This is a genomic window from Moritella sp. F3 (assembly GCF_015082335.1).
GTDB lineage: Bacteria > Pseudomonadota > Gammaproteobacteria > Enterobacterales > Moritellaceae > Moritella.
In genome coordinates this window covers 182,065-197,163 of sequence record NZ_BLRL01000004.1, presented here as the reverse complement: position 1 = coordinate 197,163, position 15,099 = coordinate 182,065, and the positions used below count along the sequence as shown (strand labels likewise).

15 protein-coding genes are annotated in these 15,099 nt (G+C 39.7%); 9 read left to right on the top strand and 6 right to left on the bottom strand.

Annotated elements, in window-relative coordinates; genetic code table 11:
- Nucleotides 1–290 precede the first annotated feature (290 nt).
- Both JFU56_RS09410 and JFU56_RS09405 read left to right on the top strand, forming a co-directional pair.
- Entirely contained in the window at nt 291–1,043 is a 753-nt protein-coding gene (locus JFU56_RS09410) for an OmpA family protein (RefSeq protein WP_198437036.1), read from the top strand.
- Nucleotides 1,044–1,388: 345 nt separating this feature from the next.
- Nucleotides 1,389–2,399 (top strand): hypothetical protein, encoded by a 1,011-nt coding sequence (locus JFU56_RS09405; RefSeq protein ID WP_198437035.1) that lies wholly within the window; start codon nt 1,389–1,391, stop codon nt 2,397–2,399.
- 41 nt (nt 2,400–2,440) lie between these two features.
- Here JFU56_RS09405 and JFU56_RS09400 read toward each other — a convergent pair whose 3' ends face one another.
- On the bottom strand, nt 2,441–3,886 hold the full coding sequence (locus tag JFU56_RS09400) for a transcriptional regulator (protein ID WP_198437034.1): 1,446 nt from the start codon (nt 3,884–3,886) through the stop codon (nt 2,441–2,443).
- A gap of 357 nt (nt 3,887–4,243) precedes the next feature.
- Here JFU56_RS09400 and JFU56_RS09395 point away from each other — a divergent pair, with 357 nt between their 5' ends.
- Nucleotides 4,244–4,675 carry a universal stress protein gene (locus JFU56_RS09395; RefSeq protein WP_198437033.1) on the top strand — a complete coding sequence of 144 codons (432 nt, stop codon included), beginning with the start codon at nt 4,244–4,246 and terminating at the stop codon, nt 4,673–4,675.
- 87 nt (nt 4,676–4,762) lie between these two features.
- Here the strand turns inward: JFU56_RS09395 and JFU56_RS09390 are convergent, their stop codons facing one another.
- Nucleotides 4,763–6,211, bottom strand: a complete 1,449-nt coding sequence (locus JFU56_RS09390) for a cytochrome P450 (RefSeq protein ID WP_198437032.1) — start codon at nt 6,209–6,211, stop codon at nt 4,763–4,765.
- A gap of 79 nt (nt 6,212–6,290) precedes the next feature.
- Nucleotides 6,291–7,286 (bottom strand): hydrolase, encoded by a 996-nt coding sequence (locus JFU56_RS09385; RefSeq protein ID WP_198437031.1) that lies wholly within the window; start codon nt 7,284–7,286, stop codon nt 6,291–6,293.
- Nucleotides 7,287–7,524: 238 nt separating this feature from the next.
- Here JFU56_RS09385 and JFU56_RS09380 point away from each other — a divergent pair, with 238 nt between their 5' ends.
- The 5 genes from JFU56_RS09380 to JFU56_RS09360 all read left to right on the top strand — a co-directional run bounded on the left by JFU56_RS09380 (nt 7,525) and on the right by JFU56_RS09360 (nt 10,903).
- Nucleotides 7,525–8,019 carry a DUF2947 family protein gene (locus tag JFU56_RS09380; RefSeq protein ID WP_198437030.1) on the top strand — a complete coding sequence of 165 codons (495 nt, stop codon included), beginning with the start codon at nt 7,525–7,527 and terminating at the stop codon, nt 8,017–8,019.
- Nucleotides 8,020–8,028: 9 nt separating this feature from the next.
- Nucleotides 8,029–8,496 carry a YchJ family protein gene (locus JFU56_RS09375; protein WP_198437029.1) on the top strand — a complete coding sequence of 156 codons (468 nt, stop codon included), beginning with the start codon at nt 8,029–8,031 and terminating at the stop codon, nt 8,494–8,496.
- A gap of 168 nt (nt 8,497–8,664) precedes the next feature.
- On the top strand, nt 8,665–9,498 hold the full coding sequence (purU, locus tag JFU56_RS09370) for a formyltetrahydrofolate deformylase (protein ID WP_198437028.1): 834 nt from the start codon (nt 8,665–8,667) through the stop codon (nt 9,496–9,498).
- A gap of 133 nt (nt 9,499–9,631) precedes the next feature.
- On the top strand, nt 9,632–10,072 hold the full coding sequence (locus JFU56_RS09365; RefSeq protein ID WP_198437027.1) for a hypothetical protein: 441 nt from the start codon (nt 9,632–9,634) through the stop codon (nt 10,070–10,072).
- A 114-nt stretch (nt 10,073–10,186) separates the two neighbouring features.
- Nucleotides 10,187–10,903, top strand: coding sequence for a DUF3581 family protein (locus JFU56_RS09360; protein WP_198437026.1), 717 nt, complete (start codon nt 10,187–10,189; stop codon nt 10,901–10,903).
- A 50-nt stretch (nt 10,904–10,953) separates the two neighbouring features.
- Here the strand turns inward: JFU56_RS09360 and JFU56_RS09355 are convergent, their stop codons facing one another.
- Nucleotides 10,954–11,427 carry an Lrp/AsnC family transcriptional regulator gene (locus JFU56_RS09355; protein ID WP_198437025.1) on the bottom strand — a complete coding sequence of 158 codons (474 nt, stop codon included), beginning with the start codon at nt 11,425–11,427 and terminating at the stop codon, nt 10,954–10,956.
- Nucleotides 11,428–12,039: 612 nt separating this feature from the next.
- On the opposite strand from JFU56_RS09355, the gene JFU56_RS09350 reads away from it, so the two are divergent.
- Nucleotides 12,040–13,143, top strand: coding sequence for a ketoacyl-ACP synthase III (locus tag JFU56_RS09350; RefSeq protein ID WP_198437024.1), 1,104 nt, complete (start codon nt 12,040–12,042; stop codon nt 13,141–13,143).
- Between the two features lie 154 nt (nt 13,144–13,297).
- Here JFU56_RS09350 and JFU56_RS09345 read toward each other — a convergent pair whose 3' ends face one another.
- Together JFU56_RS09345 and cls are read right to left on the bottom strand one after the other, a co-directional pair.
- Nucleotides 13,298–13,564, bottom strand: a complete 267-nt coding sequence (locus tag JFU56_RS09345; protein WP_198437023.1) for a hypothetical protein — start codon at nt 13,562–13,564, stop codon at nt 13,298–13,300.
- 57 nt (nt 13,565–13,621) lie between these two features.
- Entirely contained in the window at nt 13,622–15,094 is a 1,473-nt protein-coding gene (gene cls / locus JFU56_RS09340; protein ID WP_198437022.1) for a cardiolipin synthase, read from the bottom strand.
- Nucleotides 15,095–15,099 lie beyond the last annotated feature (5 nt).

Sequence of the window (15,099 nt, the reverse complement as noted above, 5' to 3'; positions counted from 1 at the left end):
CAGTTAAATGTAAGCGAATGTAAGCAACAACTACAACACATTGTTTTTATTGGTTTTAATTGAGTGATAGCGGTAACAGCTAGATTGCATTTTTCAATTTCATATCCCAACTCACTGAAAAGTACTTTAATCCACTTTAGTTTCTTGAAGTTTAATGTTTTCGAGCATTGTCATTATTCGTCATTATTGATACTTAACTTGTCATTTTGTTGGCAGTAAAAAGCCTTTATTGGTTGCTTTAATAGAGTCATAGCTTGTTAAGCAGTCTTACATCAATAAGGGAACTGACCATGAAAAAATCAATCTTCGCAAAAACATTACTTATTACGTCAATGGCGTGTACCAGCATCTCAGCAAACGCAGCAGAACAGGAACCCCTAACAAATTGGGAAAAGGCGGGCGTATTTTCATCAACCATTATCGTCGGCACCATTGCTGGCGGCCCAATTGGTTTAGTACTTGGTGTCGCTGCAGGTGATTGGATTAATAACACGTGGGATAAGTCGATTGAATCTGACCAGTTGATGGTTGAAAATCAGCAAATGACAGAGGATTTACTCGCCAGTGAATTACAAAATAATCAACTGCAACATGATGTTTTGATTTTGGATAAACAAATTCAAAACATTTCTGAAACTGAAGAAGTAAACCAACAACTGGTCATGGATGCTTTACAACTCGACCTATTGTTTGCAGTAAATCAAAGTGCGATCGATAACACCAATCAAGCACGATTAATGCAAATTGCCGATTACCTGATTGAAAATCCAAGCATCAGTATCGTATTGTCAGGTCATGCAGACCCAAGTGGTAAAGAAGAATTAAACGAAAATTTAGCGCAACAAAGAGCTGTCGCAGTACAAGATAAACTGATTGCGTTTGGCGTAAATGAATTGAATATCCAGGTGCAATCATTTGGTGCCGATCTCGCGAGTGCAGAACTCGGAGAGTTAATTCAATATCCACGCGACCGTAAAGTCAGTGTCGAGTTTATCGATAACTTAGCAAGTAATACGACTGCAGAAATGGCCATGCAATTCTAACTGCATTCATTAAGGCTAGCGACGTATCAGAGTCCCTGTAAAGAGGCGCAGTAATAATTCGCTAGTCCTTACCTTTTCTTTATATATCTTCAATATTCTTACTCATTCAAATACCTTATTTCAACATAAACATATCTTCACTACTCTTCACACTCAAGCATTTGGCATTCATATCAAAGGATTACAGTGAGTTCACCTTTATTGATTTTTCCTGATTTAAGTTGATTTTAATATTCACAATATTTTCAATAAACTGCCGTCAATCTCAAAACAGGCCAGTGTACTTGGTATTAATAAACTGTTTTGGAAGCATATGTAATAAATATTTCAATGACGGGATGTAACATGAATAATAGATTTAAATTAACACTACTCGCTACCAGCACAATACTTCTAACGGCATGTGGTGGTTCAAGTAGTAGCGACAGCAACAAAACAACACCACCGAATACTAATAGCACTGTTATCTTTGAAGATGGCATACAAGATATCCGCGCAGGCTACACCCCCTTAAGATTAAACATCGTCAATTTACGTGATGAACAAGTAAATTTCACGATTGCCCTACCGACCGCTGGAGGCAAAAACGGCGAATATACAAAATACATAAAAACCGATTTGCCCGAAGCACGTGCAGATATGCTCCAAACTGAATGGAAAAATGGTAATGACCATAGTATCCAAATTAAAAATAGCAATCTAGACACCGCATTAGATGTCGAGGTTACAGATTTAAATGCCAATGTGCCATGGGAAGTTAAAGACCAAATTACAGGTGGTAATGAAGAAGCTGGCCACATATTAATTTTACCTCGTGTTACCGATATTGACGGTCAACCACCAGTGGCATTTATCGAAGGTAATGTCGATTTTGATGAGCATAGAAGCGAAGGTCAAATCAGCTTTGTTAACCGTTTTCAACATTCAAACCTGTCTGCAAAAGCATCCAACATTTGCTTAGCAATGATTGATTATAATGGCCAGGTAGCATCGGTTGAAGACAACCTTGCTCAATCCGAAGCCACCGAGTTGCTCGATAGTACCAAGCTAGGTCTGGAATCGATGAGAAGACTTGTTGTAGTGACTAACACGGCACTTAACCCTCAAAAAGAAGTTACAGATTTAACAAGCTTACAGTTGCAAGCCATTAACAATGCCTGCCCAAATCATGAAGTTACTAACGGCGATAACATTCAGGTAATTTATATAGGCGCACAAATGAACACCATGACAGCAGATATTATTTATAGCCCAGAAGATGGCGATATCGCTCGCTTTGAGCGCTCGGCGACACTACCTTCACTAAAGTGGGAATCTGAGGTCGGCTACCAAGTAATGCCAAATAACCTTAAATAACTCCTATTCAATCTAATCAGATCGATAAGCGCGTTGTTAATTCAACGCGTGTTGTGATCTTCAGCCTTTTTTAGTAAATATTCACTTACTCGATTTAACTTCTTAAGACGCGGTTTAATTGGATTTGTCTTTAAGTAATTTTTTGCCAGAAAATAAGTTAAGGCTTTTTTTACACGAAAAAAAGAAACCTGTTTGATTGACAACAATAATTGGTTAGCCCTTTGTAAATCACCTGATAACGCATAAGCAACCGCTAATTTCAAACACGTATCATCAAGCTTATCAGGTAGCCCTTGCTGTAAATATTCAATTGATTTTTTTAGTGTTTGCGCATTTTCATTCTTAATATATTGATTTAATAATACTCGACCATAAGCACCAAATACCAATGGGCAATCTTGATTACAACTTTCAGTTGATTGCGCTAATTTAGCTACAAATTCAGTATTGTCTTCAATATCCTGGCTGTACGCCAAGGCAGTTAATTGCAATCGGTCCATAGACTTAGTCGGGTCATGGGGTTTCTTTAAGTTAGAAAACGCTATCGCTAATACCCTTTTTTTATTCTCACTACTTGTTAGCCTATCCAACAACTGCAGCAATAAATCATCTAATTCTCCATCAAGCTGATCAAAAGAGAGTGATTTCGTTGTCAGTTCAATATCAGCATTAACGCCATCAATAACCAGGTTCAGCTTTAACATGTTTCCGGAATACCGCAAAATAGGTTTTATTTCTATAACTTGACTACGATCAAAATGATAACTCTCAGGGCAAATCTGTTTTGCTGCGGGGGTTGAACATTCAAAGCGCACATCTACATTTTCCCCTGCAAACGAATTCTTAAGCCCATAAAACAAAAATCCAGATAATGCATGGCTAATCGGATCCGCAGGGATCTCACCTGAACGCGTGATAATTAAAGCGGGAGATACGACGATGGTTTTATTGCTTTGTGGCCATAGCGAGATAACGAAAGCCGCGGCTATGAGGATAAAAATAAGACTATAGCCAATAGACTTAACACTCACTTTGGGATATTTTTTTAACTTTGTAGGCTCAGTATCTAACGCTTTATTATTTTTTGGGGTAATATTTTTTGCAGATAAAGAGGCAACCTCATCAACGAATACCGTTGAAATACTGTCTTCAGGAAAACTAATCCGTCCGATAAATGAGTAACCTTTACGTGGGTTCGTTATAATCATTTCTGGTGACTTACTGTTATCACCTAATAATTTTCGTAATTTACTGATGGATTGATTTAGTGAGTTTTGAGTCACCACCATATTTGGCCAAACGGCTTCAAATATCCGTTCTCGTGAAACAATATTACCCTGTGCACTAACCAGCAAAAGTAATAGCTGAATCAATTGCGGCTCAATTTTTTGTATTTGTTGATCTTTGCTGATAGTTTGCTTCTTTGGATCAATAATCAAGCAATCACCAATATAAAACAATCGAGGGTTTTCATACAGCGCAATCATATACAGTCTCTATAGAGCAGGTAAAATAGGGGGATGCATTATATACTCAAATTTACTAAAAATGCGAATATAGCTTGGACATTCAAGACACGTAGTCATCATTTATATCGATACTAAGCTCAATTATTAATTCGTGTCCCCCCTCCATTTTTATGCCGCCCCATAATAATTATCGAGTCTATAACTCTTTTCAAAACTAACATCTCCTTGTTCTATACTGAAATAGCTATCCTAGTATATTTAAATAGTATTTTATGATCTAAGTAACAGTTTACTAGCCCCAAATAAGTATATTTAAAGGTGTAGATACATTACTCACGACTACTTGCTAGTCCCATCTTAACCAGGAGCTTCATCATGACCATTAACAACATCCTTTGCCCGACCGATTTCTCAGACACGGCAAATAAAGCGATAAACTACGCTGCAGAAATGGCAATCATACATGATGCTACCTTGCATTTAGTCAGTGTCATTAATGAGATCCATGGCTTCGATAGTTTTCAAGTACTCGCTATCACACCGAGTGACATTCACGAACATATGCTCAAAATAACCCAAGAAAAATTGGATGAACTCACCACTGAACTCAAGCCAAGCTTGCCACGACATACCGCGGTACTCGAAGGACACCCATCAACAGAGATCGTCCAAGCGGCTATCGATTTTGATTGCGACATGATTGTTATTGCTAGCCACGGTCGCACTGGTTTAGAACATATATTAATAGGGAGTGTGGCAGAATCGGTTACCCGTCATGCGCATTGCCCAGTATTGATTGTCAAATAAGTTAGCAAAGCAAGAAGCCCCCGTTAATAGCGTTATTTAATGGAGGCTTTCTGACTTTGAAAGCGCAATGTTAGTTATTGCTAAATATCATTGACGTGGTGTTAATGTCAGCGTTAAATTAGTTGGTCGCATGGTGAATGCAAACTCTTCACCTACTTCAGGCGCCTGTTCTGGTTGGCTAATTACATAGTACCAACATAGACGTGCAATAACCGCCTTGCCTTCCATCATCGCTAAACGTTCACCAGGGCAATGTCGCGCCCCCGCACCAAATGGCAGATGGCTACTTTGTAAATGAGGACACACTGGTTTATCCGGTTTTGCTAACCAACGCTCCGGGTTAAACTGTTCGGGACATTCCACCACTTTTTCATCTAATCCACCGGGACGCGTTAATATAAAAATAGCCGTACCTTTGGGTAACTTAATGCCATTACTTAATACTGTGTCTTCCGTTGGTTCTGCAGATATCAGCGGCGCAGTCCCTTTTAGCCGTAAACCTTCACGTAATATTGCTTCAATCACGTCGAACTGCTCTAACGCCGCCAAATCCAACATCTCGATATCACCACAAACATGTGATACCTCATCAATCACTTGCTGTTGTAAGTCAGGGTTTTGCGCTAAATAATACAAGGTCCAAGCAAGCATATTAGACGTGGTGTCTTCACCCGCGAGTAACAAGGTTAAAATATTAGCAAATAATTCATCATCCGTTAATTTCCCCTCCTCACTGTCACTCGCCACGATCATCGCTTGTAAAATAGTTTCAGGTTCATCTGCAAGCGCAGTATTTTCAGCAAGTTCGGCCTTGGCTTTACTTATCATGCTGACAGCTAACTGATAGACCTCTTCACGGGCTTTATCAACTCGGCGAGTTTCTGCTGTGCGGATATAACGCCACCACGGAAACGGGTATTTACCGCGTTTATTGAGCGCTCTAAATAAACGATCAATATTATCTCGCAGCGTCGTATCAGAACTACCCGACAACATATTGGTTTGATAACCAAAAACCAGGCCTGTGGTAATATCTATGGTGAAATGTTGTAATAATTCATGCACATTAAATGCGCTACCGAGGGCAATTTTTTTATCAATCGCGGTTTGTAAATCAATCGATAATGACTTTAGGTGGGGAACAAAACTTGCCAGTGTACGGTAGGAAAAAGCAGGCATGATAAGTCGTCGTTGCCGCTTCCATTTTTCACCATTACTGGAAAATACACCATGAATACCTAAATCTTCAAATAACCATTCTAAGCGCTCTGTGCGATTAAATAGCTTAGGCCTTTGTTTAATAATTTCAAGACCAACTTTAGGATCGGAAATAACCACATATTGCTTATTCAATAGTTTCATTTGATAAGCTGGGCCATATTCTTTCGCCCATTGTTCTAAATTAGTATGAAATGATTCAGGTGAGATCTGCGCAAAGTTACCGATGAGGGGGGCTTTTTTAGGACCCGGTAACTCATCTATAGATAACATCGAGAAACCCGATAGGTTTACATCCTTAACCGTTTTAGCGTTCATCTTACTTTCCCTGTATTGTTAACTATCGCAGAATTTAAACCGCTACCATTAACAATAGAGCATTAACCTTAAGATCGCATTACAGTTTACTACCTTTTGTAAATTCATTAAACCAAGTTGGAATGCGCTCTTCTAACCAATACTTTGGTTTTAATATAGAGCCATAAACAAAGCCAACATGACCACCATAACGGCTTAACTCAAATAAAATATTATCTGACATGTCTTCAAGTTTTGGGATCACCTTTTTAGTTAAAAACGGATCATCCTCGGCATGAATAAATAAGGTCGGCGTTTGAATTTTATGTAAAAACTGCAAACTACTGCACTGGCTATAATAATCTAGCGCATCTTTAAAACCATGCAATGGCGCCGTAACGCGATCGTCAAACTCCACAAAGGTATTCAGCTTTTTCACTTGCTTGGTGGTCATATCTAACGCTGAACGCATATCTAAATGTTCAAACTTACGCACTACACTGGCTTGCAAGCGTTTAATCAATCGACGCTGATAAGCTTTAGAAAAACCTTTTTTAATCCGCTCTGCACTTTCAGCCAACAGTAATGGCGCAGAAACAATGGAAGCGGCTAATAACTGAGATTTTGTACCTGTTTGGGCTAAATAGTGCGTTAACACACTGCCACCAAGCGAATAACCGACCGCGAATAACGGTGCATTAGGATAGCGTTTAGCCATCAAACCAATCACATAACTTGCATCACTGGTATCACCAGAATGATAGGCGCGTAATAAACGATTCGACTCTTCGCTGCAACCACGGAAATGCATGACCAAACCGATCCACCCCGCCGCAGTCACCGCGCGCATGATACCTTTTACATAAGGGGATTCGACAGAACCTTCCAGCCCATGAAATATGATAACAATCGGTTTATTATTTTCAGCGGTAGGCAAGGCTGTCCACGCCAGATCAAGAAAATCACCATCTTCAAGTTCAAGCCTTTCATTAATCGTCGTTAATTTCAGATTGCGGCGACTAATCGTTGGCAGCATCGTTTGTAAATGCGCGTTACGGATCCACCACTGGGGCTGAAATTGACTCGGTTGAAACATCTATAGCTACCTTCATTTAATCAATTGGCTATTTAAACAACGCCTTGCGTCTTATTTGATATTTTATGATAACACCACTAGAGTATTTTTGAATAACGTCACGGCTAATTTAAATAATACAGCAACTCACTTCAACAACACCGCGGCTCGTTTAATTACGACCCGTTGAGTAATTGATACCGCCAGGGTTAATAATGTTGTAAACTGAAAATAATTTTACTTATAACCAGTGCCATAAATGAATTACATAGAACTTGAAGCTTATTCTCGAAAATGGATTTTTAATCATAAATCGCTGCCTGTTAGCGGCGATGATCTCATTAATATCAAACCCTTCAGTAAGGCTAGAGCAGGTCAACTATGGAGCCAGCTGATTAGCTCACAATGTAACTTTACCGATCAATTTGGTAAGGGCGATTGGCCACATGACCAAAATACTTGGTCACAAGAGGCTGACTGGCAGCAAGCTTGGGATGATGACGATAATAATGACTTACCTGAAGCAGTGCTAACGCATTTAGCGTGGGACGATAACAGTAAGGTTTACTTTTGCTATGAACGTTTTAACATGATTGAAACGAACTGGGGCACGTTTAAACGTAACTGGAAAAACTTTTTATTCTACGATGACGGCGCAATTTTAATTTCAGCAAAGCGTAAAGAAGCACTTTCATTTCAACAGGACGGTACCGTATTAATTGGTACTCGCGCACCTGTTTCACCTGCAAAATAAAGAGCCATTATGCATACACTTTGTAGCTGTGGCTTGGCAATGCCTTTCAAAGATTGCTGCGGTAAATACATTTATGGTACAGCAGCAGCGGCAACTGCCGAGCAATTGATGCGCTCACGATATAGTGCTTATGTACATAACGTGCCTGTTTATTTAATGGCAACGCATCACCCGGATTTCATTGCCGATTTGAATGAAGATTTAATTGCTGAAACTGCAGAAAATACCCAATGGTTACGATTAGAAATAATCATGAGCCAAGGTGATGAAGAAAGCGAAACCGGTATCGTCGAATTCAAAGCATGGTTCCAAGATGGCGAAGATGAAGCATGTCTACATGAACGCTCTAACTTCATCGTTCAAGACCAGCAGTGGTTTTACACTCACGGTGAGCTAAATCCAGCGCCACTCAAACAAGGCCGTAATGATGCTTGTTTATGTGGAAGTGGAAAAAAACACAAGAAATGCTGTGGCTAATAGCAGTAACAAATACTGCGTTATCGACATCGAGGTTTAACATTTACAGTTCGATATTAAGCATTAAAGTTCGATAAGATACACAGCCAATATGGCTAAACGAATACAAGAATAAAGTACCCCGTTTAGCCATACACAATTAAACATCAAATTAAAGTAGTAGAAATCATGGAAAAGAAAATATTACTGGCGGATTGTCCCGATCAAAAAGGGCTTATCTCAAAGATCACCAACATCTGTTACAAACACCAACTCAACATCAGTAACAACACTGAGTTTGTCGATCGTACCCATAATCGATTTTTTATGCGTACCGAGCTCGATGGTATATTCAACGATGAAACTTTACTTGCCGACCTAGATAGCGCATTGCCAACAGGTTCACACCGTAAACTCGTCTCAGCAAGTCGTAAACGCATCGTTATTTTAGTCACTAAAGAGGCGCATTGCCTTGGTGATATTTTAATGAAGAATTATTACGGCGGTTTAGATGTCGAGATCGCAGCAGTCGTTGGTAATTACGATAACCTAGCTGAATTAGCCGAAAAATTTGATGTGCCTTATCACACGATATCTCATGTTGGTATTAGCCGCGAAGAACACGAAGAAAAGATCATTGAAACCGTTTCTGCGTACCAGCCAGATTATGTTATTTTGGCAAAATACATGCGGATTTTAACGCCCAATTTTGTGTCTGCATTTGAAAATAAGATAATTAATATCCATCATTCGTTCTTACCTGCTTTTATCGGGGCACAGCCTTATAAGCAAGCATTCGAACGTGGCGTCAAAATTATTGGTGCAACCGCCCACTACGTCACCAATAATCTTGATGAAGGTCCAATTATCTTACAAGACGTGATCCACGTAGATCATAAATACAGTGCCGAAGATATGGCGCGTTCAGGTAAAGACGTAGAAAAATCAGTACTCAGTAAAGCACTGCGTCTGGTACTTGAAGAACGTGTATTTATTTATGAAAACCGCACTGTCGTATTCTAGCCTGCCTGTACTAGCGTCAATAGGGATAAACTCATTCGCATTATGGGTCTATCCCTACTTCCCTGCATATTTACCTTTACACAACTAACTAAATTGTTAATATTAATGACTTATTTTAATCTAATGGTTCATTATGCTCACAATTATCTTTACCGCCTTACTCAGCAGCATCTTTACAGCAGTGGCCTTTATCTACGTCTTCAATCAGGTCATCAAACCTTATATCGCCACCCAAATAGCGTTAGTAAAAGAAGAGGCTGAAGCAACGATTAGCCAAGTATCACCACAAATAAGTAAAGATATTGCCGATGCAATCGAAGCTAAAATTGCCGAAATTCAGCCAGAACTAGAGGCGCATGTAAAACAAGAACTCGATCAAATCATTGATGAATTCTTACCTCAGCTCAGTAAAGAAGTCGAAGACGGCGTCGACAACTCGTTTAAAAAGTTTATTCCGACCATGATGGGTTCAGCTGCGACCATGCCTGCTGAAACGCTGATAAAAACCAGTTCGACTTTATTTAACACCGGCATTGGTATTTTGAGAAGTGTCACTCCTGATGTGAAGAAATAACCTAACTGCGTGATCCAGTCTGCACTTTAAAAAATCGTACTTGCAACTGGATCGACCTGCCTATAAGCAAAATTAATGTAAACTGGTGTTTTCATTATCGTAGCTTAATTAAATATGTTTCTAAACGAATTCTATTCTCAAAAAGACAGCTCTTTTCGCTTTACTCAACAACAAGCTAGCCGCTTTGCTAAAACAGTAGCAAACGATTATAACAAGATCCATGATGTGGATAATAAACGTTTTTGTGTACCTGGCGACTTACTTTTTGCTGTGTCTTTGGCTAAATTCGGTTTATCTGAAACAATGAAAATTGATTTTACCGGCATGGTTAAAAACGACACTGACCTGGTATTCTCCCCGCTACTAGACAATAAAACTGAAATACTAAATCCAGAACAAAAATCTTTTATGGAATTAGAACTCGGTGGTCAATCATCGCATGATGAAAACATAATCAGTAAAATCATTAAAGAATACGTGCAGTTTTCAGGTAAAAATTTTCCTGACATCATGGTGCCGCTGATGCGCTCAAAAGACCTGATGTTTAATCCTGCTCGTGCTTTAATCATGTATAAATCAATGCAGATAAACATGACTCGCGTACGAGTTAATCGCATTGAGCTTAAATTTGATGAAGCTATTATTGAAGTACAAGGTAAACGTGCAAGCGTGACCTTTAAGTTCGATTTTTACGAAGGTGATGATAAAGTCGGTACTGGTCAAAAAGTAATGTTGTTAAGTGGCCTGATCGCTTACGAAGAATCAGTGATGGCGGGTGTTATTGCCGATTATCAATCAGCAAAAACGAAATACCTTGCGACAGCAAGTTAATCATTTATCAGGCTCAGTAACTCACCGTTAAGCTGAGCCATTTAAGTCAATTATTTAATATGGTCGAGCGGCAATACAGTTCGACTTAAGACATTCCGTAACATAAAGCTCGATCTCACCCCTGTTACACCTTTAATACGCGTCAACTTCCCTAACAATAATTCTTGGTAATGATCCATATCCGGCACGATCACCTTTAACTGAAAATCTGCATCACTACCGGTGATAATACAACATTCCATCACATCAGGAATAGCGGCAATCTCAGCTTCAAAATTATCAAATCGCTCTGGCGTATGACGATCCATACTGATGTGGATATAAGCCGTCAACTTTAAACCGAGTTTAGCTTGATCAAGCAAGGTCACATGTTTATCAATTAAACCTAACTCTTCTAAATGCTTAACGCGGCGTGAGCAAGGTGACGCAGACAGACCAATTTTATCAGCTAACTCTAAATTACTGATCCGGCCATTTTCTTGAATTAAGTTTAAGATTAATTTATCCGTACGATCAAGTTTCATCTTTGCATCTCCGTATTATCACATTACACACGTTATAAAGGCATAAGCAGCCAACGTCTCTGGTCATTGTCGTTTCCATTTAATGAAAGTAAGAATATAAATAGCGCACCAAAACAACATAAGGGTTAATTATTGCCAATAAATAGTGTAAATACAAATGTAATTGCTAACAAAGTGACAATTAATGCAAACATCGCAACCACATTCCAAATCGTTATGGCTATACTAAACCCAGTTAAAGATAACGCCAAAAGCTGATTAGCAAACACCTTAACCCAGGTCGATGCGGTGATAGAAGTACCCTTCTTGCAACCAATCAGGCAACAATCCTTACCCAGGAATATTCGTCATCACCAGTGACAGGCTGTATTAACGCAAAGATAGGCACCCTAAACGGTGCCTTTTTTGTATCCAACTTTCCCAACATACATCCCAGATACGACAAATTAGCTACCACTTTCAAAGACTAACCTCTATAATTGGGTTAATAAGATTAATTATCCGAATTGGCACTCTGCCAAACAGCGTATAATTAAATACTAAATCACTTCGTATTGCGTATATTTCACGACCCGCTCTGTATTATCCAGTCACAAACATAGGTAAATTTTAATGCACTATGCAAATATCACCGGTTGGGGTAAATGCTTACCGCCCGCGACGCTAACAAATAATGACCTAAGCACTTTTCTTGATACGAATGATGAATGGATTCAATCTCGTACCGGTATGCAGGAACGCAGAATTTCACATGTAAGTACATCAGAACTTGCTTACGTTGCAGCATGCCAAGCGATCGCTGCAGCAGGTATTGATGCATCTGAACTTGATGGTATTTTCTTTGCCACTTGTACCGCGGATTGCACACTACCGAGTGCAGCATCAAAAGTACAAGCTAAATTAGGCGCAACTAACGCGGCTGTATTTGATATGAATGCAGCGTGTACCGGCTTTGTATATGGCCTGAGTACGGCTAACGCCTTTATCCAAAGCGGCCAAATGGACAAGATATTAGTGATTGGTGCCGAGCGCATCAGCTATTTCCTTGACTGGACAGAGCGTGGTACAGCCGTATTATTCGGCGATGGCGCGGGCGCTGTGATCCTAGAATCAAGCACAGAAAAACAAGGTATTTTAAGTAACAAAATTGGTTGTGACGGTGATGCTGGACACATCCTGTCCGTGCCAAACTTTGGTACTGACAGAGCGCGTTTCAAAAATATCGATGGGCTATTTGATTTCAACTTCGAAGGTAAAGAGATCTTTAAACGTGCGGTAACCCGTATGGGTGAAGCGTCTGCGATTGCCTTAGAAAAAGCCAATATGACCCCAGAAGATGTTGATTTTATTATTCCTCATCAAGCTAACTTACGTATTATTGATTTCTTAGCTAAACGTATGGGTGCCAGCAAAGAAAAAGTAATGGTGAACGTGCATAAATATGGCAATACTTCGTCAGCAACAGTGCCAATTGCACTGTGTGAAGCACTAGAAGAAGGCCGTATTAAAGCAGGTGATAATGTATTATTAGCTGCATTTGGTGGGGGGTTAACTTGGGGCGCGACGATGATCAAGTGGGGCGAAAGAACGACGCCTATCGCGACATCTGACGTGAAATTACCTGAATACAATGGCACTGCATTAGATTTAATTCAAGATGCAATTAAAGGCTGCCAAGACGCTAAATTGGCACGCGAATTACAAGTTGATGCATAACTATCTCTAAATAAGTCATCGCTAAATAAGCGATCTTTAAATCAGTTATATCAATACCGAAAATCATTAAACAAAAAACCAGTGAATCACTTCACTGGTTTTTTTCTATCTAAACGTTAGTGACAACTTAAATGACAGCAACATTTAGCTAAGACTATTTACATTCACCTTCAGTGAAACCACGTACCGTTGCATCAGAACATGCCCCACACGCATTGCTGAATGTTTTCAATTCACCCGATTCAGTTGTACCGCATACTGGGCGGTAATCCATCGTACACATCTGTGGACGTTCATCAGGACAGCTATTACTATAAGTTGGTAATGTTGGTAATGCCTTTGCTGTCTCAGGCGTGGTTTCTGTGTTAGCACAGGCAGCTAAGCCAAGGACTGTGAATACGACTAAAATTGCTTTTTTCATCTTAATTCCTACTCTTTTATTGATGATGAGTTTTGTTATTATTTTTGTTATTCAAGATTACAACAACGGGTTGAATAAATAAAATACGCTTTCTAGAAAGCGTTGTACTCGGCCTCGTTGTTGCCATTGCGTTAGGCATACTTTATGCGAATGAGCGATATAAGATAGCTGTAGTTGGTACAGTTCGGCAATAAAAGGTGATTGGTCAATCAGTAATGTTACTTCGAAGTTGAGCCAAAAACTGCGTTTATCTAAATTAACCGTCCCCACCAAACATAGCTCATTATCGACCAGAATACTTTTGGTATGCAGTAGGCCATTTTGGTATTGATATATTTCAACACCACAAGCCAGCAGTTCTTCAAAAAAACCTTTGCAGGCATAATCGACCATACGTGAGTCATTCTTTGCTGGCAGAATGATTTGTACTTTAACACCGCGCGCACTGGCAGTTTTAAGTGCCGCTTGCAAAGCTTCATCAGGAACAAAATAAGGCGTCGTTAAAATTAATGATTTTTGCGCTGAATAAATTGCTGAAACTAATACTTGATGGATATTATCATCATCAACATAAGGCCCAGATGGGATCATTTGCACATGACTTTTTTCATCAAATACAGGGCTTTCCTTACATTTTACCAGCATATTTTTAACTAAGCTTTCACCCGTTTCCATCTCCCAATCAAATTCGAGTAGTGAGGCTGTAATAGGAATAATAGGGCCTTGCATGCGGATCATTATATCGACCCATTCACCCACTCCAGCGTCTTGCTTGAACACATGTGGGTCAACTAGGTTCATACTACCGGTGTAACCAACATGGCTATCAATAGCGATAAGTTTACGGTGCATACGTAAATCTTGGCGATGAAAGAATATCCGCATAGGACCAACGGGTAAGACTTCAATAAGGTGAATACCCGCCCGCTTAAATTGCAGCGGCCAATGGCTTTTAAAGAATGCCGAACTGCCCACAGAATCAAGCATGACACGACAATCAACCCCCCGTTTAGCAGTATTAATCAGCGCGACAGCCACCTCATCCGCTTTTCCACCCACCGCCCATATATAAAATTCAAGGTAGACAACTTGGCTCGCAGCATTAATATCAGCAATTATTTGTTCGAGAATACCGTGTGGACGAGTTAATAACATCAGTTGATTACCTGTGACGCCAGGCATTTTAAAACGCCCATGAATCAACTCACGCAAGGGCGTGACTAAACTTCTGTTATTCTCATCATAAGGTACTAAATACGGCGCAGCACATTGATTAATCTGTTGCGTAAAAGGATCAAACATTGCTTCGGCGCGTTGTACCCGTTTTTTACCGAGGTACAGCTCACCAAAAATCAAATAAATCACCACCCCAGCAAACGGTAACGTATAAATCACCGATAGCCAGGCTAACGATATACTGGCAGAACGGCGTTTAGTGATAACCCGAAATGAAACTAATATAATGATCACCGCATGCAGAAAAACCAGCAATAAAGTAATAAAATTAGTAAACGAATCCCATTTATCCATCTTGG

Bases quoted from the DNA above. Each gene is read 5' to 3' on its own strand.
- JFU56_RS09410 (WP_198437036.1), top strand. From the start codon at position 291: ATGAAAAAATCAATCTTCGCAAAAACATTACTTATTACGTCAATGGCG.
- JFU56_RS09405 (WP_198437035.1), top strand. From the start codon at position 1,389: ATGAATAATAGATTTAAATTAACACTACTCGCTACCAGCACAATACTT.
- JFU56_RS09400 (WP_198437034.1), bottom strand. From the start codon at position 3,886: ATGATTGCGCTGTATGAAAACCCTCGATTGTTTTATATTGGTGATTGC.
- JFU56_RS09395 (WP_198437033.1), top strand. From the start codon at position 4,244: ATGACCATTAACAACATCCTTTGCCCGACCGATTTCTCAGACACGGCA.
- JFU56_RS09390 (WP_198437032.1), bottom strand. From the start codon at position 6,211: ATGAACGCTAAAACGGTTAAGGATGTAAACCTATCGGGTTTCTCGATG.
- JFU56_RS09385 (WP_198437031.1), bottom strand. From the start codon at position 7,286: ATGTTTCAACCGAGTCAATTTCAGCCCCAGTGGTGGATCCGTAACGCG.
- JFU56_RS09380 (WP_198437030.1), top strand. From the start codon at position 7,525: ATGAATTACATAGAACTTGAAGCTTATTCTCGAAAATGGATTTTTAAT.
- JFU56_RS09375 (WP_198437029.1), top strand. From the start codon at position 8,029: ATGCATACACTTTGTAGCTGTGGCTTGGCAATGCCTTTCAAAGATTGC.
- purU (WP_198437028.1), top strand. From the start codon at position 8,665: ATGGAAAAGAAAATATTACTGGCGGATTGTCCCGATCAAAAAGGGCTT.
- JFU56_RS09365 (WP_198437027.1), top strand. From the start codon at position 9,632: ATGCTCACAATTATCTTTACCGCCTTACTCAGCAGCATCTTTACAGCA.
- JFU56_RS09360 (WP_198437026.1), top strand. From the start codon at position 10,187: ATGTTTCTAAACGAATTCTATTCTCAAAAAGACAGCTCTTTTCGCTTT.
- JFU56_RS09355 (WP_198437025.1), bottom strand. From the start codon at position 11,427: ATGAAACTTGATCGTACGGATAAATTAATCTTAAACTTAATTCAAGAA.
- JFU56_RS09350 (WP_198437024.1), top strand. From the start codon at position 12,040: ATGCACTATGCAAATATCACCGGTTGGGGTAAATGCTTACCGCCCGCG.
- JFU56_RS09345 (WP_198437023.1), bottom strand. From the start codon at position 13,564: ATGAAAAAAGCAATTTTAGTCGTATTCACAGTCCTTGGCTTAGCTGCC.
- cls (WP_198437022.1), bottom strand. From the start codon at position 15,094: ATGGATAAATGGGATTCGTTTACTAATTTTATTACTTTATTGCTGGTT.